The organism is Paenibacillus sp. NPDC057886, assembly GCF_042796655.1.
Taxonomy (GTDB): domain Bacteria; phylum Bacillota; class Bacilli; order Paenibacillales; family Paenibacillaceae; genus Paenibacillus.
This window is the reverse complement of sequence record NZ_JBHVMZ010000011.1, coordinates 173,567-195,764: the sequence shown is the minus strand read 5'-3', so window position 1 is coordinate 195,764 and position 22,198 is coordinate 173,567. Positions and strand designations below refer to the sequence as shown.

Here is a 22,198-nt window from a genome sequence, read left to right as displayed (position 1 = left end):
AAAGCAGGTGCCAGTAGAGGCATCTGCTTTTTTGTTGTTCAATAAACCGGGAATTATTGTGAGCAATCAGGGTAACAATACTCAAAGATACCAAGAAAGTCTAGATAATGGGGTGAGCGGGATGTGGTCGAAAATTCTTTCTTATGTGCCGGAGTGGCCTATTTGGGGCCAGGCATTTCTATTATTTTTGATGCCGATATTGTTCATGAAAGGGTTTCAGTGGTTTCGCTCATCCTTAAAAAAAGGGACCTTTTCCAGTGAAGATCAACAAAATCAGGATAATGCGAGTAATTCTTCTTCAAACGAAGAGACAGGAAGTTACGCAAATATACGGCTTATCGGGGATTATGCTACGGATCTGATTAGTGTAAAAGAAACGTTTGGTCAAAATGCAGATGTACGTATACGGGAGTTTACGATAAGGGGAACCAATACACCTGCAGCTGTCATATACGTGGATGGGCTAGTGGATCATGATCTGATCGATACACACCTCTTCAGTCCTCTGATGATTGAGGGGGTCCCCGATACAGAGCAGAAAATATTTGAACACCCCGAAAATGCAAATGAACTCAAAGCTTACGTTAGCAGCCGGCTGCTACCTGTAAGTGAAGTTCAGGAAGCGGAGACGCTGCAGCAAGCTGCACGGGCAGTTCTTATCGGTAAAAATGCACTGTTGATTGACGGGATGCCAGGAGCTCTCCTTGTCGGATCAGCCAAGGGGAAAACCCGCAGCCTGGAAGAGCCGCTATCTGAAGCCCTGCTTCGCGGGCCAAGAATCGGCTTCACCGAACGCCTAATCGATAATACCGGAATACTGCGAATATTCGGCAGTAACGATGCTTTGTTTATGACCAGTCATCAGGTTGGTAGCCGGATCAAAAAGGATCTGGTCATTGCGTATATCCGAGATATTGCCAATCCCGATCTTGTTACTGAGGTGGAGAGACGAATCCAGAACCTGGACATGGATATGATGCTGGAATCTGGTTATGTGGAACAGTTGATTGAAGATGATGAGCTGAGCCCTTTCCAACAGGTTCAGAACACAGAAAGACCCGACCGTGTAATCAGCGGGTTGTTGGAAGGACGCGTAGCCATTTTACTGGATGGAACACCCTTTGCATTAATTGTGCCGTCCACTTTCAGCATGCTGCTTCAATCTCCTGAAGACTATTACGAGCGATGGATTCCGGGGACGTTTCTGCGTATGCTACGATTCCTGGCGGCCACGCTTGCCATGTTTGCACCAGCCTTGTATATCTCCTTTATCTCGTATCATCCAGGTCTTATTCCGACGAAGCTGGCCCTAACCATTATTCAAACCAGACAAGGGGTACCATTTCCCTCGATTATTGAGGCGCTAATTATGGAAATTTCCATTGAAATTTTGCGAGAAGCGGGAATTCGTCTGCCCAAGCCAATTGGACCGGCGATGGGCATCGTTGGGGGGTTGATTATTGGGGAGGCCGCAGTGAAGGCCGGAATTGTCAGTCCATTTCTGGTTATTGTGGTGGCAGTTACTGCGATTTCTTCGTTCTCGATCCCTACCTATAGTGCTGGGATTACACTGCGTATTTTACGTTTTTTTGGAATGTTCAGCGCGGCTGTCTTTGGTTTGTATGGGGTAGTTATGTTTTTCTTGTTGCTCTGCAGTCATCTGGTTCGGTTAAAAAGCTTTGGAACTCCTTATGTCACCCCGGCTGTGCCTTACAGCCTGTCGGATTGGAAGGATTTCTTTATTCGATCTCCTCTGCGAATGATGAAGCAGCGCCCAAGCATGATGCATCCGAAAGACCCTGATCGCAAAAAGTAGGCATATCCAATATTCAGGAGGTGAACTATGAATCGCAAACAGGACCAGCTGACAACAGTTCAAGCGGCAGTCTTTATAATCAATTACATGCTCGGTGCAGGCATTCTTACACTTCCTCGAACCACAGTGACAGCGACCAAAACGCCTGATGTGTGGATTTCAATTATATTGGCCGGTCTGATCGTTATGTTGCTGGGCATAATCTTGGTAACCCTGTGCCGAAAATTCCCAGGGAAGACCGTCTTCCAATTCACCCAGGAAATCACAGGGAAGTGGATTGCTTTTATTCTGGGATCGGCGATCATCCTGTATTTCCTTGTCATCTCTGCTTTTGAAATCAGGGTGTTGGCTGAAGTCACCAAATTATATTTGCTGGAGGGCACCCCGGTGTGGGCGGTTGTCATGGTGTTTATGTGGATCGGCTTTTATCTGATCTCAGGCGGGATAAACTCCATGGCCCGTTTGTATGAGGTCATTTTACCCATCACACTTATTATTTTTGTGTTGGCCATTTTTCTCAGCAGCAGTCTGTTTGAGATCAATAATTTGAGACCTGTGCTGGGAGAGGGAATCATGCCGGTTTTTAAAGGACTGAAATCTACGGTGCTTGCGTATACGGGTTATGAAGTCATGTTTGTGGTGATGGCATTTATGAAAAATCCAGGGAAGGGTAAGAAAGCCATGTTCTGGGGGGTATTTACTCCAATGGTAATCTACCTCATCACATTGGTTATGGTCATCGGCAGTTTATCTATTGAAGGCATGAGAACAAGAACGTGGCCAACCCTTGATTTGATGCGCAGCTTTGAGATTGAGGGTTTGATCTTTGAACGGTTTGAATCCCTGCTGCTGGTTATTTGGATTATGCAAATTTTCTCTACTTCTACCATCACGCATTATGCCGCTGCTCTTGGGTGTTCGCAATTGTTCAAGAAAAAACTGCTGCCATTTCTGATCATCCTGCTTCCGATCATTTATATCATTGCTATGCTTCCGCAGAATGTGGACGAAACGTTCAAACTCGGAGACACTGTCGGAAATGTTTCCATTTATTTGTTTGGTGTTATGCCGTTATTGCTTCTGTTGTTGAGTATGATCCGAAAAAAAGGAGGGAAGCACAGTTGAGCAGGATCAGAAGACTACTATTAACCATTTTGTTAACGGTGCTGCTGGTGTTTACCTCTGGCTGCTGGAGCAGCAAAGAGATCGAGGATTTAAGTGTCTATGTGGGTCTGGGACTGGATGTGGCTGAGGAATCAAAATTTGAAAAAAGTATTAATGAACAAGGGGGTCATTATCCCAAAAAAAACATATTTACAGCCACCGTACAGATTGTCCCACGAGTTGGGGGTAAACAGGAAAATCAAAACAGTTCCAGTGGTTCTTCCGGCGGGCAAACCTTTTTGAATGAACAGTTGACCGGAGATTCTCTTTTTCAGATCTTTCGTCAGTTTGCTCTAAGAAGAGACCGTCCGCTCATTGGTCATCATTTAAAGGTTATTGTCGTTTCCCATGAGTTGTCGAAGAAATATAGCCTGGAGCAGCTGCTTGATTTTGTTTTGCGGGACAATGATATCCGGCCCAGTTCCCTTGTTCTGGTGAGCAAAGGACGAGCTTTGGATGCTCTTAGCTCCAAGGAGTCGGGAGAAATTCCAGCCTTTTATTTAAAAGGGTTGGTGGATAACGCGTACCGTTCCAATAAAATCCTTCCTCCAGTATCTCTCTCGAAACTTGACGGCAAAATGCAGTCAGGATCAAGCTTTTTGCTGCAAAATGTCCTTACTGCAGATGGAGAACATAAATTCTCAGGCGCAGGCATCTATAAAGGGAAAACGAAAAGGTGTGTCGGCAGCTTAAATCAGACGGACCTTGAAGGATTATCCTGGATAACTGGAGAGGCTCAGGGAGGAGCCTTAAAATCGTATGCGCCGAAAAAGGGACATACGGTAATCTATGAAATCAAGTCTACCAAGAGCAAAATTACGCCAAAAGTCCACGGAGATGACATTTCTTTTCATGTAAAGGTTGAATCAGAAGGTCAGCTCATGGAAGATTGGAGTTCTCCGGAAATTCCTGCGACGGAAGAGTACATTGATGAATTGGAGGTTCAGTTCGCTGATACAGCCAAAGAACAAATACAGCAGGTCATGAACAAAATACAGAACACCTATCGGGTGGAAGTGGCCGGATTTGGAGAGCAGTTGCGGATCAAATATCCGAAGGTATGGAAGAAAGTCAAAAAAAATTGGGATGAAACCTTTAGTCAGATTCCCGTGACCTATGATGTGAAAATGAGAATCACAGATTTTGGTTCATCGACGGAATAATGATGAGGCTGACGATATTTAATTGTTGATACAACCCTGATAGCTCGCTATTTTTATAAAAAAATAATTTTCTTATCCGGAGAGGTGGCATGGAAGTGGTTACGGAAGCGGTCCGTATGCTGAGCCGTGCTAGTGACAAACCGGTCATTGTCTACCCGAATTCAGGTGAGATCTATGATGCAGAGACTAAAACATGGAGTGGTCAAGGGACATGTGGCAGTATGAGCGATACTTCGGAAGAATGGGAAGCAGCCGGTGCCCGAATTATTGGTGGCTGTTGCCGGACTACGCCGCATCAGATTGGTGAGCTGGCGAAGAAGTGGCGGAGTTATCGTTAAATATTAGAGCTGTACACGTACACGTGGAAAGAGCCCTTTCGAATCCGATGAAGGATAAGGAGGGCTCTTGTGATGTTGGTCCTAGTGTCGAACCATGAGATGTGGTTGTATGATTGCTTCATATGCTTGTGGAAAGGTGGATATTTGGTATTCGACGACATTAGCTGGAACTTCAACAACATCCTTTATTCGTTTACGTGTTATTCAATGACCAACATACGTGGGGATGCTTCACGAATAACTCGTGATGAAAACCAGGAGCCAAGAGCTGCTGCACCAATGCTTAGGCAAGCGGACAGAATAATGCCTCCCCAATTTAAAATAAGTGGAAGATGTACGATGCCATATCCGGACAGGACCATCTCGAGCAGCATGGGTAGCACATACACACCTACCACGATACCCATAACTGCTCCAATGGCAGACAGAATTGTAATTCCCATGGCAACCGACAATCGAATACGACGGGATGACATGCCGATGGATTTGTAGATTCCGTACGTTCTGCTTTCTTTGCGGATACTGATCCGGCAGGTACTGAAAATAATGATGAATGTAGCAAGGATAAACAATAACCCAATCAAGCCCATAGGATAGATGAGGATGTCAGCGGCTTCTGCATAGACCGAATCGAGCAGTGTTTTTTGGGTTACGACTGAAGCGGAAGCTTTGAATTGCTCATTTAATTCCCCTGCAACCGTATCTGCTTGCGCTGGATCTTTTAAATTGATGAAAATGGCATCGAAATCACCGTAAGACGGGTTCACCGTTCTCATGGCATCGATGGTAATCCGACCTGATACGGACATGTTGGCAATTGCCTGATAGATTCCAGTGATGATGAATGTGCGTTTTTCTCCCTCAATATAAAGGTCTATGAGGTCACCGAGTTCCTTATTTAATGTCTTAGCGACACTTACACCAATGGCAACTTCATTCGCATGACGAGGATTATCTCCTTTTAGCGTCTCAAACCCAAGCTCCTGATAACTTCCGTCGAGCACACTCAGATATAGGCTGGTGGATTGGCCCTGCATTTCTGATGAAGACTCCGGACTAACTACTCCGGTAATGTTTCCTTGCCAACCCACATTTATAATCCTCGAATCCGTTCCTAACACTTGCTTCAGCTCAGCCTGGGGAAATGTATTTTTGTTAACAACGACGGCGGCGATATTGGCATTGTCATAACCCCATTGGGCGGCAGTCTGATAAATTCCGGTGATGCTGGTCAATAGAACATACCCCAGCACCAGTACGGAGGAAGCTATTGTGGTCAGCAGCAACAGCAAAACAGAACTTTTGGTGTTCTTGATCAAGTTGCGGATTCCGATGACCACGGCTACAGGCAATCGCGCAAAACCGACCCAGTTACCTAATGGCGAATTTATTCGGTTTGCCATGCGAGTATTATCCGTCTCTGACATTCCATAGCGGATGGCCTGCACCGGCTGGATGCTGCGTGTTTTTTTGGCATACAGAACGACGAACAATATCACTAATGCAAACAGGGACACACCTATTAGCATGGCTTCACTAATTCCGTTGATCGCAATATGACGATTGCCTACCTGAAGGGAAGACACGGAGATATTAATGATAAATTTGGATACTACCACACTCAGGGCGAGACCTGGGAGAATGGCAACAACGGATAGTAAGGAGTACTGAATAACATATGTACCTATAGTTCTGCTTGAAGTAAGGCCCAGTGATTTGAGAATGCCGATTGTTTTATAGTTGGCCAGAATGGCATCCGAAATCGTAAATCCGATGGTAATAAGGGCGATTACAAGCATAACAATACCAAGGAATATCATGATAAATCCAATTACCTGGTTGATAATCAGATAGAAAGAGGAGATGCTCTCGAACTCCATCTTGGTTTCCAGAAAAGGAGTTCCCGTCTCGCTCGCATAACGTTCCCAATAGCTTGAATTGGTGCTGTAATCGTCGAAATGGATGCCCATCATGTAATTGTCTTTACCTGTGATTGAATCGAAATCAGTTTGATAATCAGTAGGATTCATCCACACTCGTGCTGTATTGGTGAAGGGTGCTCCGTATGGCACATCGACCACAATGCCGGATACCGTCAGATCAAGTGTGCTGGAACCTGTCTTGAAGCCTATCGTATCTCCTGCCGAGATATTGTAGGCATTCGCCAATGAAGTGGGAATCCAGACCGTCCCTTGCTCGGGAACAGCGCTTGCAGTTCCGTTTGAAAAAATGAGTTTATCCACACCCCATGGGGGTGAAGGGGTATTAAGCATGTAAAGATAAACGTTGGGAATATCCATACCCTTAAAGGCGATGCCTGATAATGTGCGATAGGTCAGTAATGGAGAGACTTCAATTCCTTTCTGATCAGCCCACCATTGATGTACATCGTTGGGATTATTCAACCCTTTCTCAAACGTCAGAATCTGATGAGATCCATTGGTTTGATCATGCATATCTTTAAATTGATTACCTGTGTTGGTCAGGATGATGACTGCTGTGGATACAAGGAGTGTAGAGAGAAGAATCAGCAGAGCGATGAACAGGTTTTGTATTTTACTTCTGCTCAGATAGGATAGGCCCAGTTTCAACATGGCAGCCATAGATTACTCCTTCCCCGATACAAAAGCGAAAACCATCGATTCCCGATCCTGGATCTGATGTGCGTCATATTTCTCAAACTCCATCATGCCACCCACTTTGCCATCCCGGATGAAAATAAGCCGATCTGCCCGACAGGCTGCCTTGATATCATGTGTAACCATGACAACGGATTGTCCTTTTCGGTTGATATCCGTCAGGATATCCAACACGGCTTTGCCATGTTCATAGTTCAAGCTTCCAGTAGGTTCATCGGCAAAGAGGATATCCGGAGAATTAATTAGAGCACGTGCAATGGCAGCCCTTTGCTGCTGGCCTCCCGAAGTTTGAGAAGGAAGTCGATTACGCTGACCGTCAATATCCATGGCATTCATGAGTTGAGCGGTTCTTGTTTGTACTTCGTTTTTCTTAGTTCCGGCAATATACCCCGGCAAAGCGATATTTTCTTTGATAGAAAGGTCGGGGACCAGATTGATGCTCTGATAGATATATCCGATCCTGCGAATACGGAAGTCGGACATTTCCCGTTCACTATAGGCATCAATACGTTGATCCTGAAAATAGACTTCGCCTGCCGTCACATGGTCAAGCCCGCTCAGCAGATAGAGTAGTGTTGACTTGCCTGAGCCGGAATTGCCCATAATGACCGTGAAGTCCCCTTCATAAATATCAAGATCGACGTTGCGAATGGCATGATATTGTTCACTGCCTGTATTGTACGTCTTGCACAGATTCTGTGCATGGATGATGGTTTTTTTTGCCACGTATGATCACTCCCGATTGTAATATAGGGTTCATTCTAAAGGAGGGATATTGATGAAGCCTTATCAAATTATGAATAAAGTATTACAGGTACCATGTGGCCAGGTAGGGTCGCTTGTTCGCTCAGCAAATCGGGAGATTAAACTGAAAGATTGTACCCTGTCCTTCTTTGCTTGAAAAGGAGATATGTCCTCCGTGCGCCTCAATAATGCTTTTGCAGATAGATAGACCCAGGCCAGTCCCTTCGTGAACGTTTCTGTTTGACCAGGAGGTTTGACCCTTGAAATAACGTTCAAATACAAAAGGCAGGTCCTGTGCACGTATTCCCTGACCTGAATCAGCGATTGTGACGTTGAGTTGGTCGGCTTCCAGCTCTATGTTTATACAAATGGCGTCTCCCGGAGAAGTATGCTTAAGGGCGTTCGAGACGAGATTGGATATGACTTGTTCAATTCGAATAGGGTCCATTTGGATTAATACATTTGGAATGTTTTTGGGGGATTCATAGATCATTCCACTCGTTAGAACTATATGTCCAATCGGTTTTAACATACTCTCAAAGGCAGGGCTGCTATATACTTCACGCGGCTCCACAGAAATCTGCCCCAGCTCCTGCAGTGCATGAACAAGCAGGTCCTCGACAAGACGAGCTGTTTTGTCCGTATTGGTCTGCATGACTTTCATATACTCCATCAGGGTTTCCTTATCGGAGCACATTCCTTCCAGAATAGCTTCTATGTACGCTTTTACTGTTGTAATCGGTGTTTTAATGTCGTGAGAAATATTGGTAATGAGTTCTTTTTGCGCCGTTTCCTGCCGGATACGAAGTTCGCTTAAATGCATAATTTCTGTACGCATCAGATCAAACATGGCGTATAGTTCGCTCATCTCATCCATCCGGTTATACTGAATCGGTTCATTATACTGTCCTTTGAGAATGGATTCGGCATGTTGCTTCAACTGATGAATGGGGGAGAGCAGCTGAGTCTTGAATTTTCTCCTCATCAACACTAGAGAAATGCCAAGAATCATGGAGGTGACCAAAAGCGCTCCCAAAATAAAGAAAGGGAGTATCACCGTTTCTTTCACCATAACCATTGCTTTGGGAATCGTGAAGATGGCATTGCCAATTTGGCTACCTTCGGGACCAGCCATAACAGGGAAAGCGATGTTAAGCGAATCGTTTCCGTTCGTGGCCTGTGCGGCATGATTCAGATCATAATGCAGGGCTGAACGCAGATTGACTTGTTTTCCTTCGGAGGCAGGAGAAGAAGACAGCAACATAGTCCCATCCAATCCAACATAGGAAAGCTCGACCCCGTTTTCCTTGGCGATGGAAAGAAGATGTTCTCGTGCTCTTGTTTCCTGCAGTAGATGAGTGTTCTGCTCCAGGTTGAGCAGGATGGGGTTAACCCGGAGACGAACTTGCTGGAGGGACACTGTAGACTCAGTCGAATTTCGGTTTTCTAGCAGATTAAGAAATAGAATCAGACTGCATCCGCTCAGAATAAACAGGAGGATGAATGATGTTCTAAGCCATCGTGCAGACCAGGTGTTCAGTGACATGTTGCCTCCTCCAATCTTTGCCTATTCATGATTGAATTTGTATCCGACGCCCCAAACGGTCTTTAGAACAGACGGATGGGAGGGGTCTGCCTCAATTTTTTCTCTCAGTCTGCGAATATACACGGTAACCGTATTTTCATCCCCGTATGTAGCATATCCCCAGATCGCATCAAGCAATTGAGACTTGGAGAAGACCTGATTTTTGTTGCTCGCCAGATAATGCAGCAGCTCAAATTCCTTGGCGGAGAGAGAAACCTCGTTACCGTCTAAAGAGACCTTATAGGCTTTCTTGTCAATTTCCAGGTTAGCCAGACGTAGCAGATGTGTTCTGTCCCGTTCGGTCGCTAGACTATCATATCGTCTGAAGTGGGCATTAATTCGTGCGAGTAATTCACTCAGGGAGAAGGGTTTGGTCATATAGTCATCCGCCCCGAATCCCAGACCGAGCACCTTGTCTGTATCACTGCCTCGTGCACTTAATATGAGAATGGGAATGTTATTTCTCCGGCGAATCTCCCGGCATACATCGATCCCGTCCATATCCGGAAGCATGATGTCCAGAATAATATAATCCGGCTGCAACATGTCCATCATTTTCAACCCGTCTTGTCCATTGCTAGCCACTGCGGCTTCATACTGATTTTTGGTCAAATAGTCTCGTAAAATGCGCGAAATATCATGTTCGTCTTCAATAATTAAGATTTTACGTTTAGTTTCCATTGAAATCTCTCCAAATAGTAGAGTGGTAGAGTATAAGACTAACCTATGTATGAATTTGTAAGAATACTATATTTTAACTATACAGGTTTGTTTTCTTGAAGTCATGGGAACTAGAAGAGGTTTTTTTTGAAAGAAAGCAGCCGATTGAAAATCAGCTGCTTTCATCATGAAGAAAGAAAGGGACCGAGCTACAGCTACACTTATAAATGCTCCAAATCGATGGACTGATGGGCCTGGGATTTGAGATATTCAGCCGGGGACATTCCAAAATGGGATCGGAACACTCGGTGAAAATAGGAATAGCTTGCAAAGCCGCATGTTTCGGCAATATGCTCCAGTGTCATATCGCTGTACTTCATACGCTCCAAGGCAGCATTCAGCCGAATTTCAATCGCATACTGAATCATCGTTTGGCCATAATGCTCCTTGAATAATCGCACCGCACGAGACAGGCTTAGTCCTGCGTAGCGGGCGGCTTCTTCGAGTTTGAAGGTCACGGTGGCATGTTCTTCGATGAATCGTTTCAGCTTCAGTGTCGAGGAAACAGAACGATCCGTCTGGATATTCTCCTTGATGGCCCGATCGATATACAGACACAAGCCGCGCAGCAGCGCGTCACTCAGTTCTATATTTTCCTCCAGCGGACCACGGCGTTTCTCCAGGAGCATATTGCGCCAGAGACTGATCAATTTATCATCCAGTCCAATGTGACTCACCGTTGAACGATGGTGGCGCTTCCACCAGCTTTCGATCCAGTCCCCTTCACAGAACAAATAATAGTCTCCGCTGGACAACCGGCCCTCCTTGTGAGGTTCTTCAACCACGAGATAGTAATCGTCTCCGGGTTTGAGCAGCAGTAAATCCCCGCCAGTCATTTTATATTCTTCATCCTGTACATATACCTTGCAAGAGCCTTCGGTTTGCAGACGGAACAGATAAGTCTGCAACTCGCCCTTCATATTATGGTTGAACGCCTTGTAGTGATATGAGTAATCACAGATCAGTACTGAGGTTTCCAAAAGATGTATCCTCCAAATTTAAAAATTTGATCAGATAGTTCATGTTCTGACGATATTGTATATGTTCATTCTAGCCTGTTTTGCGTTAGGATGATACCAGATAGAGCAATGAAAGCAAATTTGAGAGCAGAGGTGCATCTATTATGAAAAAACTTAATATTGGTTTGCAATTGTTTACACTCCGTGATGAAACTGCAGCAGATTTCCGTGGAACGTTGCGCAAAGTAGCAGAGCTTGGTTATGAAGGTGTCGAATTCGCCGGATATGGTGACATTCCTGCCGAAGAAATGAAAGCGCTATTGGATGAGCTTGGACTGAAAGGTTTCAGCAGTCACGTTTCATTGCATGCCATGCGTGAAGATCTGCAACAACAAATCGATTACCTCAAAACCATTGGGGCTCAATATATGATCTGCCCTTACCTGATGCCAGAAGATCGTCCAGAGAATGCAGAAGGCTGGACCAAACTGTTCAACGAATTGCAACAATATGGTGCAGAAGTGACCAAGCAAGGTCTGATCTTCGGTTATCATAACCATGATTTCGAATTCCACGGTCAGGTTGGCGACGAAAATGCCTTTGATGCGATGTTTGCTCAAACGACACCTGAAGCGGTTCAAGTGGAAATGGACGTATGTTGGGTACAATTTGCCGGCCAAAATCCGATTGAGTACATCAATAAATATGCAGGTCGTCTGCCGTTGCTTCACTTGAAAGACTTCAGCAAAGACGAACAGGGCCAGATGAAGACACTGGAACTGGGACAAGGTTCGGTTAATCTGCCAGCTGTTATTGAAGCGGCTACAGGTGCAGGTGTAGAATGGCTGATCGTGGAACAGGACGTTTGCCAGAATCCACCGCTTGAAAGCGTAGCCAACAGCCATAACTGGCTGAAGCAGAATTACTTGAACCAATTCTAATTTATTTGTCAAAGGAGACATTTGTACATGAGTAAAATTAAAGTTGCTTTATTCGGCTGTGGAGCCATTGCCGAGCGCAGACATATTCCAGAATACGCTGCCAATGAGAACGTAGAACTTGTCGCTTTTGCCGATCCAATCGTGGAGCGTGCGGAGAAGATGGCCGAAACTTACGGTGGTAAAGCTTACTCCAGCTACGAAGAATTGCTTGCAAGCGAAGAAGTAGATGCAGTCAGCGTTTGTACGCCGAACTACCTGCATGCCTCGATGGCCATTGCTGCTGCGAATGCCGGTAAACATGTGCTGGTGGAAAAACCGATGGCGGTTACAACCGAAGAAGGTGAGCAAATGATCGAAGCCGCCAAGAAAAACGGTGTGTATCTGATGGTTGGACACAACCAGCGTTTGATGCCTCCACACGTGAAAGCCAAAGAAATTCTGGACTCCGGCAAACTCGGCAAAGTCCTGAATTTCCGTACTTCCTTTGGTCATCCGGGTCCGGAAGGCTGGAGTGTAGATGGTGCAGAAAGCTGGTTCTTCCGCAAAGAAGAAGCGATTATGGGTGCCATGGGTGACCTGGGCGTGCACAAATCGGACTTTATCCGTTATTTGCTGAATGATGAAGTGTCCGAAGTTGCTGGTTTCATCAGCACATTGCACAAGGAAAACACCAAAGTGGACGATAACGCAACATGCCTGCTTCGCATGAAGAGCGGTGCAATCGGTACGCTGGTAGCGAGCTGGACACAATACAGAGCAGGGGATAACAGTACGGTTCTGTGGTGTGAAAATGGTGTAATGAAGATCGGAACGGTAGAAGGGGACGAGGTTATCGTTGAACTGACTAACGGTACGGTTGAGACCTACAAAGTTGGTGCGATGGCAACTAACGAAAAACAAGTACCAAGCGGCGTCATTGACGCTTTTGTAGAGTCAATTGTAACGAAAACACCTCCAAGCATTTCCGGTGAAGAAGGTCTGCGTTCCCTGCAAGTCATCTTGGCAGCATTCGAATCCGAGAAGACGGGTCAGATCGTGAAGCTGTAATCGTTATGTTATCATCTTAATTACTTTAATTAGTTTGACTATTTAATAATAAAAAGGGGCTTACCTCCAGAAAAATATTTCTGAGAGGTAGTCTCTTTTTATTACTTTTTTTCATAACAACAGATGGGTAAAATACGTAATAGAGGATACCTCAACCAGAGGTTTGGCGGAATGCGGGCCATAGCTAACAGCGACTCGTTGATCCAGCGGGATCGTTACTATGTTCGAATGGTAGCTGGTATTCCAAAAAGGACTGACCACTCCGCTACATCCGCGGAATAGTCAGTCCCTTCACCATTAAGATTGAATTAAAAGTGCATGCCAGTCTTAAACGCTTGGTTTCACATTACTGCCCAGATCCAGCCAATCCAGTTCCTCACGGGTCAGTGTGATGCGAGAACCTTCATCACAAGACAGAAGTTCTGCACGATTTTGAGCGCCAATCAGCGCACAGGTCGGAAACGGTTGGTTCAATACATAAGCAAGTGCAATCTGAATTGGCGTGGTATTCTTCGACGATGCCAATTGTTCCGCCCGGTGCAAACGTTCCCAGTTGCCGTCACTGTAAAATACACGAACCAGATCTTCATTATCCCGTACTTCTGGGGTAAATCGTCCGGTAAAGAAGCCGCGAGCCTGGGATGACCAGGACAGCAGAGGAAGCTTGGTACGCTCATGCCATGCCAGCGTTTCTTCGTCTGCCGATACACAGCCTGCCCAAAACGGTTCGTTCGCTTTGGCAAGACTGAGGTTCGGACTGCTGAATGTGAAACCTTTCAGACCGTTAGCAGCCGCATATGCGTTAGCTTCCTCCAGCCGCTGCCAGGTCCAGTTGGAGGCGCCGATCGCCCCGATTTGGCCGGATTCAATATGTTCATTCAACGCTTCAAGAATCACGCCAACAGGTATGTTTGGATCATCCCGATGCAGGGCATATAGCTCCACATGTTCCGTTTGAAGCCGCTCTAGACTGGTAAGAAGATCGCTGCGGATGGCATCAGCATTAACACGTGGGCCGTTCTGGTCATGATGCGCACCTTTGGTCAAAATCACAATCTCGTTACGGTTACCCCGTTCCTGCATATAACGTCCGAGCACTTCTTCACTCTGCCCGCCACAATAAATATGCGCGGAGTCAACGGTATTACCGCCAATCGCCAGGAATGCATCCATGTTCGTAGCTGCTTTCTCATAGGAATCATGGTAAAAATAATCGGTTCCTTTAATCAATCGGGAGATAGGTTTGCCTGCACCAGAAATTTCAATGTATTCCATAATTCAGTTCATCCTCTCTTCTTATAGTGTAATTCGTGTACATTCTTCTGCTGAACGAAGACAAGCTTCGAGTACTTTCATATTGGCTACAGCATCGGATGGAGCGAAGCGCAGAGCTTTACCTTGAAGTACAGCTCGTGCCATGTCGTCTCCCTGGAGGGAGTAGTGATTCACCTGTGGAACTTCAATCTCCTTACGCTCACCGTCAACAGTTACGAAGAAGTTGGAGCTGCGGTCCGGATTGCTGATATAAGCAGACGGTACCTCGATGATGCCATCCGATCCAAGCACCTCCAGGGTGTTGCGGAAGGCTGCCCACATGCTGCTGTCAAAGGTCACGCCAATATGATTGTCGAACTCAAGCAGGCCGGAAGCCATCATATCCACATGACCATGCTCAGGGGAGAACATGCCAATGACGGTTGCCGCCGAAGGCTCTTGGCCAAGCAGCAGGCGTGCTGCACTGATGGAATAACAGCCGATATCATATAGGGAACCGCCGCCCCAATCACGCCGGAAGCGAACATTACCTGTTGAACCTGAACTGTTGAACGAAAATGTACTATGAATGCCGCGGACTTCACCAATTTCTCCGCTGGCGATAATATCCTTAATCTGATCATAACGTGGGTGGTGTCGGTACATGAGAGCTTCAGCGAGATGCACGCCAGCGTCCTCGCAGGCTTGAACCATTTCCTGAGCTTCCTGCTCCGTCAGTGCCAGTGGCTTCTCACACAAAATATGTTTACCAGCTTCTGCCGCACGGAGTGTCCACTCCCGGTGCAGATGGTTTGGAAGCGGAATGTAGACCGCATCGATGGAATCGTCAGCAAGCAAAGCTTCATAGCTGCCATAGGCTTGAGAAATGCCGAGTTGGTCAGCGGTTTGTTTTGCTTTTTCTTCATCCCGACTGGCAATGGCGGTTACTTCATTCAACTCGGATTGCTGCAAACCTGGAATAACGGATCGCACGGCAATGCTAGCGCTACCAATAATTCCCCAGCGCAATTTTCGATCTGAATTCATTTGTTGTTTCCTCCTATGAATGAATGTATATTGTGATTATAAGTAATAGATGAATGAATGAAAATGATAATATATTGAAATGAGTTAACACAATATTGTTTAGAAAAGAGAATGGGCCATGATGAGACAGACTGTATTGCTAACCTTACAGGATATTCCGTATTTTTGTTATCCAGAATCCGTTGGACTTTATGTCGACCACCCTGAGCACTCCGTATTACGGGAGGCTGGCGCACTTAACAACTTCAATATTCACTATGTTGCTGCGGGCAAGGGGTACGTGGAAGTGGATGGGGTAGTGCATGAGCTTCGTGCGGGCCAGGCGGTACTGTATTTCCCGCAGCAGCGGCAGCATTACTACAGCAGTGAAGATGATCCATGGGATGTGCGATGGGTTCATTTTTACGGTGAACGTCTGCATGATTATATGATTGAGCGGGGGTTGCATCGCAATCTGTTGTGGACGCTGCGGCAGCAGGCACCATGGGAAGAAGCACATATGGCTCTACTGAATGAAGCCGAGCAGAATCGGATGCTGCGTCCTGCCCAATTATCAACGCTCACCTACGCGGTGCTGGCCGAGTTTGTACAGCATGCTGTTCCACTGAAAAGCACACGCACAAGCAAGGCCGAGAGTCGTATCCTTGGACTGCTTCCACAGATGCAACAGGAGGCATGCCAACCGTTTTTGTTGCAGGATTGGGCTGATATGGCGGGTGTGAGTTCGTATTACTTTTGTAAAATGTTTAAGAGTGCCGTGGAGATGACCCCGATGGAATTTATAACCCGTTCGCGGTTGCAGATGGCGAAGCAGTGGCTGCTCGAACGGCCAACGGCCAACATTGGACAGATCGCAGAGGAGGCGGGGTATCCCAATGCCAGTTATTTTAACCGCCAGTTCTTGGCTCATGAGGGCATGACCCCAACGGATTATCGGGGGCTTTATCATAGTTAAATGTAATGATGTCCGGTTGTATGGTTTTGCGGGAAATCTCGACGTTTGACAGAGCGTTCAATCAAGTCTATTATAGATAAATTAAATCCGTATATAATGAGGTGCCCTCATGAAATATTCGAAAGCAACAAACTATGCCCTGCACACTATGCTTTTTCTGGTCGCGACCGAACCGGAACAACTGGTCAGTGTACATCAATTAGCTGAGATGCAGAAAGTATCTCCAACCTACTTATCTAAAATATTGACCAAGCTGGTCAAAGCCGGCATGATCGAATCGACTTCTGGTGCCAATGGTGGTTATCGGCTTAGTCGGAAGAATCCGGACCCTTCTTTTCTGGAGATTATCCATGCGATTGAAGGGCAGGCTTCCCTGTTCGAATGCTCGCAGGATCATAACGAAGGCTGCCTGATTCAGCAGGTGATGGTTCGTGCGGAAGAAGAGATGGAGAGCTATTTGCACAATAAAAAAATGTCTGAGCTGGCTGCCCAGATGAAAGCTGCACATTCCATATAACATATTTGCTTACATCTTAGATTTCTGGAGGGACAACACATGAGCCAATCAACCATCACAGGACTGGAACAACTGCTTGCACTGGAAAACATTCGGAACACCAAAGCGCGCTATTGCCGTTATATTGATACGAAGCAGTGGGATACATTAGGTGAAGTGTTCGCTCCGGATGCCGTGGCTGATTTCAGTACAGAAGGCAATCCAATCCCGGTATTAACAGGCCGTGACACCATCGTTCAAGTATTCCGTGATTTGGTCCATGTTGCCGTAACTGTACATCATGTACATAGCGCTGAAGTTGAATTTGTATCCGCGAATGAAGCCAAAGTCATCTCTCCAATGGAAGATTGGGTGACGTTCCCTGAAGGCAATGACAATAAATCCTTTCACGGATTTGGACACTATCATGAAACGTTTGTCAAAATCGACGGCCAATGGCTCATACAGCATACCAGCCTAGAGCGTCTTCGTTTGGATCTGTTTGAGTAGTAGTGTATAAGAATATTAAAACGATAATAACGAAAGCCCCAGGAGCGCTATAGCTGCGTCCTTGGGGCTTTGGTGTGTTTAAGCTTTTATGTTCACTCAGGCTTGCATACGGATCTGCTTAGAGTGAAAGCGTCTGACGTTTCTCTTTTGAAAATTGTTGTGTGACAACAAGCATGCCTAACGAAAGCAGAACAAGCAGCAGACATACCCAATAGGAATTTCGATACCCCCACGCTCCAGCTGTCCATCCCCCTACCAGACTACCAAATAATCTTCCCAACGTGGAGGCATTGGAATAGAGTGTTGACGCATAACCGGGCATGGATGGAAGCAGGTCCTGCATGTAACTGATACCGATAGCAGAGATGACGGCGACAAAGAATGCGAGCAATAGTTGTCCGGCCAGCAAGTGCCACAGTTCCGTGGAGAACAAAACAATGACATAATAAGCGGCTCCCATCAGGGAGCCCCATAACATGAGTGAGCGGTTGGGATACTTAGAGGCAAGCAGTCCCAGACCCAACATAATGGGAATTTCAAGCCCCGCGCAAAGACTGGAGATCCAGCCAACTTCCCGGGTTCCCCCGCCCAGATGGTGAATAATGAACAGTGATGCATTCAGGTTATTCATCCAATGTGCCATATACAGGAGTGTGGTAATGAGAAAAGGCATATAGATTCTTGCATCCTGATGCAACTTCATATGTATGCCACCTGTAGATGCATGGAGGGTTGGAGGCTCGGGGGCCTTTTTTAACAGAAAGAAAAATAATAGCGCATTGATCAAAAAAATAAGACATGTTGAACTGAAAATACCGGTGTACCCAATATACGCGATAAGTAAAGTTCCGATTAAAGGTCCCGTAATAAACCCCAGTGAAAACGCGGAGCGCAGGGTTGAATTGGCCACAGCATGATCGACGTCCGTTGCGGTATTGACCGCTTCTCTTGCCGCTGCGAACAATTGTGGCATGGCGGGAGATCCGAGCGCAGTCAGCGCTGTCATATAGATGAATAATAAAGTGAAATCGTGAATCCACAGATACCCGGCAAAAGCAAGAGCATTGCAAATCATGGCGGTAACCAGAATGATTTTACGAGCCCCGGGTTGATCCGAGCGTCTGGCGATCCAGGAACTGAACAGTACACCCGCCATTAGAGTTACTGCAGTGAATAATCCGAATGTTGCGATGGATACTTCGAGGCGGGTTGTAAAGTAGACCGCCAGAAAGGGACCGCTTATTGAAATAGCCATGCCTTGCAACAACATACAAACGAGAAACAGCCGGTATGTAGGGATACGAAATAGTGAACTAAACGGTTGAAGCTTCATATGTGATTAGACATCCCCTTGGTTTTATCATTTTCCAAATATATATACTATCTGGTTATGATATAAGAAAAACAGAGAAAAAGTAATACGGAGTGATTCTTTTATTCTAATAACAAACAAAAAAGCCAGAGATCAGACCCTATTGGTCCAATCCCTGGCTTTCTTATATGAAGAGTCTACTATGAAATCCTTTTGAACCTTTTGAACTTGCTTAGTGTGAAGCGACGGTTTTTTTCCGTGACTGCATTCTCAGATACACCTGGGAGAAAATAATGGATGCCAGAGCAACCACAGTCATGCCCCAGAAAATGTTGGTGTACGCCGAGGATAATGGCAATTGCTGCATGGCTGTCAATGCCACACCAGTTACGGCAACACTGAATGCTCCGCTGAAGAACTGGCTGAGCTGGAACAGTCCCATGCCAGCACCCACCTGATCCATCGTCAGATTGCCCGATAACTCGTTGGATACACTCGTTGTCAGGGCAGAGAAGCCTACGCTAAGCAGAATGTATACCGCCATAATGGCATAGATGCTATCGTCTGCAAAAAGAGCAAACAGTCCGGCAGCAGCGAGCAGCAACCATGGTGCGAACTTGAGCAATTGAGTATTACCGTGCCGGTCAATCATGCGTCCAATCCGATTGGATAACAGCATGGACACGATTGCACCCGGGAAGATGACAAGCCCGGACTGGGCCGGAGTCAGGCCATACAGATGTGCCAGAATTTGCGGCAGCAGGAACAGCGTCGAGAAGTTGTTAATGTACGATACAATCCCCAGTGAGCTGAGCATCATATATTTTTTGTTTTTGAACAGGGCCGGTTGAACAAAGGGATCAGCCGCACGGCGAATTCGTAACCAGAACAGAACCAGTGCAGCCACACCAATGACAAGGGTTACCCATTCACGCGAAGTCAGGAATAGCAGGACGCCGGTTGTTCCGATCGCCAGTAACAGTGCGCCGAGCAAGTCGAATGAACCCTTTTGCGGCATCTCACTTGGAAGTAATTTGAAAAATACAGGGATCAGAAACAAGGTTAGTCCGGTAACGATAAACAGATCATGCCACCCGAGAAACTGTGTAATACTACCGCCGATCACAGGTCCGAGTCCAAGACCCAGTGAGCTGGCGGACATGACAACAGCCATGGATTTACCCCGGCGGTCACTCGGAATGTAACGAGTAATAAGAACGATAGCAAGCCCCGGTACAGAAGCTGCACCCGCAGCCTGAATCAGACGTGCAATGAGCAGAAGGATAAAATGGTTACTGAAGAAACCAAGAACGGATGCCGCACCAAGCAGTGTAAGACCGGTAGTAAACAGGGTGCGAATCGGCACAAAATCCGATAGACGTGAGAACGTGATCGAGGAAATAGCAAAAACGATGGAATAACCGGTGACAATCCAGGAAGAAGAGACAGATGAGAGCATAAATTCGGCTGCAATTTTGGGCAGGGCCAGATTGAACATCATCGTATTCATAACGACAAGCACAACGGTGAAGCCAAGCAGACTTACGATTAACCCTTCCTGTATTCCTGCTGTCCGTTCCCCAGATGATGCAGTTGCGGTGTTGTTCATAAAAACCTCCTAGATTGATGTGTATTTCGCAACATTTCAGAAACGGTGTGTAACATTTGCAAAATGTGATATGTGTGAATCCCATGCCTGGCAGCAAGGGATACATAAACGAAATATGTTTATAAGTTCGATTGGTATCGAACATTAGAAATATATCATGGAACTATGCTAAAATACAATGGATAGTCTGAAAAAAAGGAGACTACAACAATGAAAATTTTGCATCATCCCCAGGTGGAGGATATTGAACTTTCTTCCGTATTGTACGCTTTAAGTGATCCCATCCGTCTTGGGATTGTAACAGAAGCAGCCAGAAATGGTGAGCAGCCATGCAGTCATTTTCGTGCACCTGTTGTGAAATCCACGATGTCACACCATATTCGGACCCTGCGGGAAGCCGGAGTCATTCGGGTGAGAGTACAAGGTACACAGCATTTCCTGACGCTAAGATCGGAGGATCTGGAAGTGCGTTTTCCTGGTCTGTTGCAGCCTTTGTTACAAGCAGCAGCTCAGTCAGAAATACATGATTCCTAAAAAATGTCCTTTCTTCAGACCGAAGAGGGGACATTTTTTATGTTCAGAATGTTCCATACTGCTGCGACATTCTATGTCGTACCATGCCCTCTATAATAACGGTGAACACACAAACCATATCGAAAAGAGGTTCACAAACGTTGGCAAAAACAAAAAGAGGACGCGTCCTGTGGAATCTGCCATCTCGAGGAAGAGGAACATGCCCGGTGTGCAGCAGTACCCGGATTAAATTGTTGTATTCGCAAACCAAAACAGATGGTACGAGTTTGAAAGTATGCAAGAAATGCTCCAAAGCTGTTCAGTCCAGAGTGGACAAGGTAACCGTATAACGTAACAGGCCTGTTCTTCGGAACGGGCCATGTCTTTTGATATAATACAATTAGAAAATACCGAAACAACCAGAAAGAACCAGGGGGCGGGAAAATGAGCAATATGCATCGTATTCACTGGTTTGACGAGCAGGTTCGTTGTGGACGTTTTCCGAACAGCAGCTGGCTTGCACGTGAATTTGAAATATCCAGGCGCCAGGCCCAGCGAGATATTGAATATATGGCGATTTCTCTGCGTGCCCCCCTGGTGTATATAGCAAAATATCGGGGGTATTGTTACGAGGATCAGACCTACCGGCTGCCCCATTTATATATGACGGAAGAAGAACAGCGGGTGCTTAAGTATCTGGCACATCGTTATCGGCATTACAATTATGATCAGTCGGATGCGGTGAAGCGTGTGGCACATTTGCTGGAGCGTTTTACGCTCGAGGAACAGCAGACGGGAAGTAGTCAGCTTCCTGTGTTTAGAGCAGATCCGCAGCAACTTCAATTTTTTGAGATTTTGTCCCATGCGATTGCCGAATCCCGCAAAGTACATATCCATTATAGAGATCATGTCGGAGAACGGCAATTTACCTGGTGTCCATTGAAGATGCTGTCCCAGTTCAACGCCGATTATGTGGTTGGTTATGAAAAGGACCCTTTACAGCAAACGGCCATCCGATTGGAAGGCATGATTCATGTGCAGATCACGAACGAGACGTTTCAGTGTCAGACAGACGGGTTGCTGGGGGCATGGGAAGAGGCGCTGCCTGTCCGTAAACCGTTTGTCGCTGAAATAAGACTGAAAGAAGTGCAGCAAACAGAGCTGTGGCAAGGATATCGGATTCGGGAGAAGCAAGATCAGGTTTATTGGATTGAATTTTATGATACGGCTGCTTTCCTACAGCATTTGTTCATTAGCGAATGGGAAGAACTGTTGTCTCCAACGTGGCTTAGACGAAAGCTTCAACAAAGTGCTGAAGGAATAATCGACAGGCTCGCAGTACAGCGCAAGACAAACGTGAATTAGAGAAACCATAGAAAGGGGGAT

The 22,198-nt window shown here is 46.1% G+C and carries 21 protein-coding genes; 12 read left to right on the top strand and 9 right to left on the bottom strand.

Going from position 1 to position 22,198, the window contains the following annotated elements; genetic code table 11:
• Positions 1 to 121 precede the first annotated feature (121 nt).
• The 4 genes from ACFVQB_RS29970 to ACFVQB_RS29955 all read left to right on the top strand — a co-directional run bounded on the left by ACFVQB_RS29970 (position 122) and on the right by ACFVQB_RS29955 (position 4,481).
• On the top strand, positions 122 to 1,816 hold the full coding sequence (locus ACFVQB_RS29970) for a spore germination protein (protein WP_379448051.1): 1,695 nt from the start codon (positions 122 to 124) through the stop codon (positions 1,814 to 1,816).
• 27 nt (positions 1,817 to 1,843) lie between these two features.
• A complete protein-coding gene (locus ACFVQB_RS29965; protein ID WP_379448049.1) occupies positions 1,844 to 2,941 on the top strand; it encodes a spore germination protein in 1,098 nt (365 codons plus the stop codon).
• Positions 2,938 to 4,143 (top strand): Ger(x)C family spore germination protein, encoded by a 1,206-nt coding sequence (locus ACFVQB_RS29960; protein ID WP_379448047.1) that lies wholly within the window; start codon positions 2,938 to 2,940, stop codon positions 4,141 to 4,143. The genes ACFVQB_RS29965 and ACFVQB_RS29960 overlap by 4 nt, the downstream gene beginning before the upstream one ends.
• Before the next feature lie 89 nt (positions 4,144 to 4,232).
• A complete protein-coding gene (locus tag ACFVQB_RS29955) occupies positions 4,233 to 4,481 on the top strand; it encodes a homocysteine S-methyltransferase family protein (RefSeq protein WP_379448044.1) in 249 nt (82 codons plus the stop codon).
• Positions 4,482 to 4,681: 200 nt separating this feature from the next.
• Here ACFVQB_RS29955 and ACFVQB_RS29950 read toward each other — a convergent pair whose 3' ends face one another.
• The 5 genes from ACFVQB_RS29950 to ACFVQB_RS29930 all read right to left on the bottom strand — a co-directional run bounded on the left by ACFVQB_RS29950 (position 4,682) and on the right by ACFVQB_RS29930 (position 11,149).
• Positions 4,682 to 7,084 (bottom strand): ABC transporter permease, encoded by a 2,403-nt coding sequence (locus tag ACFVQB_RS29950; protein ID WP_379448042.1) that lies wholly within the window; start codon positions 7,082 to 7,084, stop codon positions 4,682 to 4,684.
• 3 nt (positions 7,085 to 7,087) lie between these two features.
• On the bottom strand, positions 7,088 to 7,846 hold the full coding sequence (locus ACFVQB_RS29945; RefSeq protein WP_379448033.1) for an ABC transporter ATP-binding protein: 759 nt from the start codon (positions 7,844 to 7,846) through the stop codon (positions 7,088 to 7,090).
• A gap of 121 nt (positions 7,847 to 7,967) precedes the next feature.
• The gene (locus ACFVQB_RS29940; RefSeq protein ID WP_379448032.1) at positions 7,968 to 9,410 is read right to left on the bottom strand and encodes a sensor histidine kinase; all 1,443 of its coding nucleotides are present in this window, start codon (positions 9,408 to 9,410) and stop codon (positions 7,968 to 7,970) included.
• Between the two features lie 21 nt (positions 9,411 to 9,431).
• Complete coding sequence (locus ACFVQB_RS29935) at positions 9,432 to 10,130, bottom strand: response regulator transcription factor (RefSeq protein WP_379448030.1); 699 nt, start codon at positions 10,128 to 10,130, stop codon at positions 9,432 to 9,434.
• A 200-nt stretch (positions 10,131 to 10,330) separates the two neighbouring features.
• Positions 10,331 to 11,149 (bottom strand): helix-turn-helix domain-containing protein, encoded by an 819-nt coding sequence (locus ACFVQB_RS29930; RefSeq protein WP_379448027.1) that lies wholly within the window; start codon positions 11,147 to 11,149, stop codon positions 10,331 to 10,333.
• A 143-nt stretch (positions 11,150 to 11,292) separates the two neighbouring features.
• Here ACFVQB_RS29930 and ACFVQB_RS29925 point away from each other — a divergent pair, with 143 nt between their 5' ends.
• Positions 11,293 to 12,069 carry a sugar phosphate isomerase/epimerase family protein gene (locus ACFVQB_RS29925; RefSeq protein ID WP_379448025.1) on the top strand — a complete coding sequence of 259 codons (777 nt, stop codon included), beginning with the start codon at positions 11,293 to 11,295 and terminating at the stop codon, positions 12,067 to 12,069.
• Between the two features lie 27 nt (positions 12,070 to 12,096).
• A complete protein-coding gene (locus ACFVQB_RS29920) occupies positions 12,097 to 13,116 on the top strand; it encodes a Gfo/Idh/MocA family protein (protein WP_379448023.1) in 1,020 nt (339 codons plus the stop codon).
• 327 nt (positions 13,117 to 13,443) lie between these two features.
• Here ACFVQB_RS29920 and ACFVQB_RS29915 read toward each other — a convergent pair whose 3' ends face one another.
• Both ACFVQB_RS29915 and ACFVQB_RS29910 read right to left on the bottom strand, forming a co-directional pair.
• Positions 13,444 to 14,391, bottom strand: a complete 948-nt coding sequence (locus tag ACFVQB_RS29915) for an aldo/keto reductase (protein ID WP_379448021.1) — start codon at positions 14,389 to 14,391, stop codon at positions 13,444 to 13,446.
• 21 nt (positions 14,392 to 14,412) lie between these two features.
• Positions 14,413 to 15,417, bottom strand: a complete 1,005-nt coding sequence (locus ACFVQB_RS29910; RefSeq protein ID WP_379448019.1) for a Gfo/Idh/MocA family protein — start codon at positions 15,415 to 15,417, stop codon at positions 14,413 to 14,415.
• Between the two features lie 118 nt (positions 15,418 to 15,535).
• On the opposite strand from ACFVQB_RS29910, the gene ACFVQB_RS29905 reads away from it, so the two are divergent.
• The 3 genes from ACFVQB_RS29905 (at position 15,536) to ACFVQB_RS29895 (ending at position 17,378) form a co-directional block, all read left to right on the top strand.
• Positions 15,536 to 16,372, top strand: coding sequence for an AraC family transcriptional regulator (locus tag ACFVQB_RS29905; protein WP_379448016.1), 837 nt, complete (start codon positions 15,536 to 15,538; stop codon positions 16,370 to 16,372).
• Between the two features lie 109 nt (positions 16,373 to 16,481).
• Positions 16,482 to 16,889 (top strand): Rrf2 family transcriptional regulator, encoded by a 408-nt coding sequence (locus tag ACFVQB_RS29900; protein WP_379448014.1) that lies wholly within the window; start codon positions 16,482 to 16,484, stop codon positions 16,887 to 16,889.
• A 39-nt stretch (positions 16,890 to 16,928) separates the two neighbouring features.
• Positions 16,929 to 17,378, top strand: a complete 450-nt coding sequence (locus ACFVQB_RS29895) for a nuclear transport factor 2 family protein (RefSeq protein WP_379448011.1) — start codon at positions 16,929 to 16,931, stop codon at positions 17,376 to 17,378.
• A 118-nt stretch (positions 17,379 to 17,496) separates the two neighbouring features.
• On the opposite strand, the gene ACFVQB_RS29890 is transcribed toward ACFVQB_RS29895, so the two are convergent.
• Both ACFVQB_RS29890 and ACFVQB_RS29885 read right to left on the bottom strand, forming a co-directional pair.
• A complete protein-coding gene (locus ACFVQB_RS29890; protein ID WP_379448008.1) occupies positions 17,497 to 18,711 on the bottom strand; it encodes a sugar efflux transporter in 1,215 nt (404 codons plus the stop codon).
• A 211-nt stretch (positions 18,712 to 18,922) separates the two neighbouring features.
• A complete protein-coding gene (locus ACFVQB_RS29885) occupies positions 18,923 to 20,299 on the bottom strand; it encodes an MFS transporter (protein ID WP_379448005.1) in 1,377 nt (458 codons plus the stop codon).
• A gap of 210 nt (positions 20,300 to 20,509) precedes the next feature.
• Between ACFVQB_RS29885 and ACFVQB_RS29880 the strand changes: the two genes are divergently transcribed.
• From ACFVQB_RS29880 to ACFVQB_RS29870, 3 genes are all read left to right on the top strand, one after another.
• Positions 20,510 to 20,833 carry an ArsR/SmtB family transcription factor gene (locus ACFVQB_RS29880; protein ID WP_053780179.1) on the top strand — a complete coding sequence of 108 codons (324 nt, stop codon included), beginning with the start codon at positions 20,510 to 20,512 and terminating at the stop codon, positions 20,831 to 20,833.
• Between the two features lie 140 nt (positions 20,834 to 20,973).
• The gene (locus tag ACFVQB_RS29875; RefSeq protein WP_072735590.1) at positions 20,974 to 21,162 is read left to right on the top strand and encodes a hypothetical protein; all 189 of its coding nucleotides are present in this window, start codon (positions 20,974 to 20,976) and stop codon (positions 21,160 to 21,162) included.
• Between the two features lie 94 nt (positions 21,163 to 21,256).
• Complete coding sequence (locus ACFVQB_RS29870) at positions 21,257 to 22,177, top strand: helix-turn-helix transcriptional regulator (protein WP_379448001.1); 921 nt, start codon at positions 21,257 to 21,259, stop codon at positions 22,175 to 22,177.
• The last annotated feature ends 21 nt before the right edge of the window (positions 22,178 to 22,198 follow it).

Coding starts and splice junctions, on each gene's coding strand:
- ACFVQB_RS29905 (WP_379448016.1), top strand. CDS start 15,536: ATGATGAGACAGACTGTATTGCTAACCTTACAGGATATTCCGTATTTT.
- ACFVQB_RS29970 (WP_379448051.1), top strand. CDS start 122: ATGTGGTCGAAAATTCTTTCTTATGTGCCGGAGTGGCCTATTTGGGGC.
- ACFVQB_RS29910 (WP_379448019.1), bottom strand. CDS start 15,417: ATGAATTCAGATCGAAAATTGCGCTGGGGAATTATTGGTAGCGCTAGC.
- ACFVQB_RS29880 (WP_053780179.1), top strand. CDS start 20,510: ATGAAAATTTTGCATCATCCCCAGGTGGAGGATATTGAACTTTCTTCC.
- ACFVQB_RS29920 (WP_379448023.1), top strand. CDS start 12,097: ATGAGTAAAATTAAAGTTGCTTTATTCGGCTGTGGAGCCATTGCCGAG.
- ACFVQB_RS29925 (WP_379448025.1), top strand. CDS start 11,293: ATGAAAAAACTTAATATTGGTTTGCAATTGTTTACACTCCGTGATGAA.
- ACFVQB_RS29915 (WP_379448021.1), bottom strand. CDS start 14,391: ATGGAATACATTGAAATTTCTGGTGCAGGCAAACCTATCTCCCGATTG.
- ACFVQB_RS29955 (WP_379448044.1), top strand. CDS start 4,233: ATGGAAGTGGTTACGGAAGCGGTCCGTATGCTGAGCCGTGCTAGTGAC.
- ACFVQB_RS29900 (WP_379448014.1), top strand. CDS start 16,482: ATGAAATATTCGAAAGCAACAAACTATGCCCTGCACACTATGCTTTTT.
- ACFVQB_RS29870 (WP_379448001.1), top strand. CDS start 21,257: ATGAGCAATATGCATCGTATTCACTGGTTTGACGAGCAGGTTCGTTGT.
- ACFVQB_RS29940 (WP_379448032.1), bottom strand. CDS start 9,410: ATGTCACTGAACACCTGGTCTGCACGATGGCTTAGAACATCATTCATC.
- ACFVQB_RS29935 (WP_379448030.1), bottom strand. CDS start 10,130: ATGGAAACTAAACGTAAAATCTTAATTATTGAAGACGAACATGATATT.
- ACFVQB_RS29950 (WP_379448042.1), bottom strand. CDS start 7,084: ATGGCTGCCATGTTGAAACTGGGCCTATCCTATCTGAGCAGAAGTAAA.
- ACFVQB_RS29895 (WP_379448011.1), top strand. CDS start 16,929: ATGAGCCAATCAACCATCACAGGACTGGAACAACTGCTTGCACTGGAA.
- ACFVQB_RS29885 (WP_379448005.1), bottom strand. CDS start 20,299: ATGAACAACACCGCAACTGCATCATCTGGGGAACGGACAGCAGGAATA.
- ACFVQB_RS29965 (WP_379448049.1), top strand. CDS start 1,844: ATGAATCGCAAACAGGACCAGCTGACAACAGTTCAAGCGGCAGTCTTT.
- ACFVQB_RS29890 (WP_379448008.1), bottom strand. CDS start 18,711: ATGAAGCTTCAACCGTTTAGTTCACTATTTCGTATCCCTACATACCGG.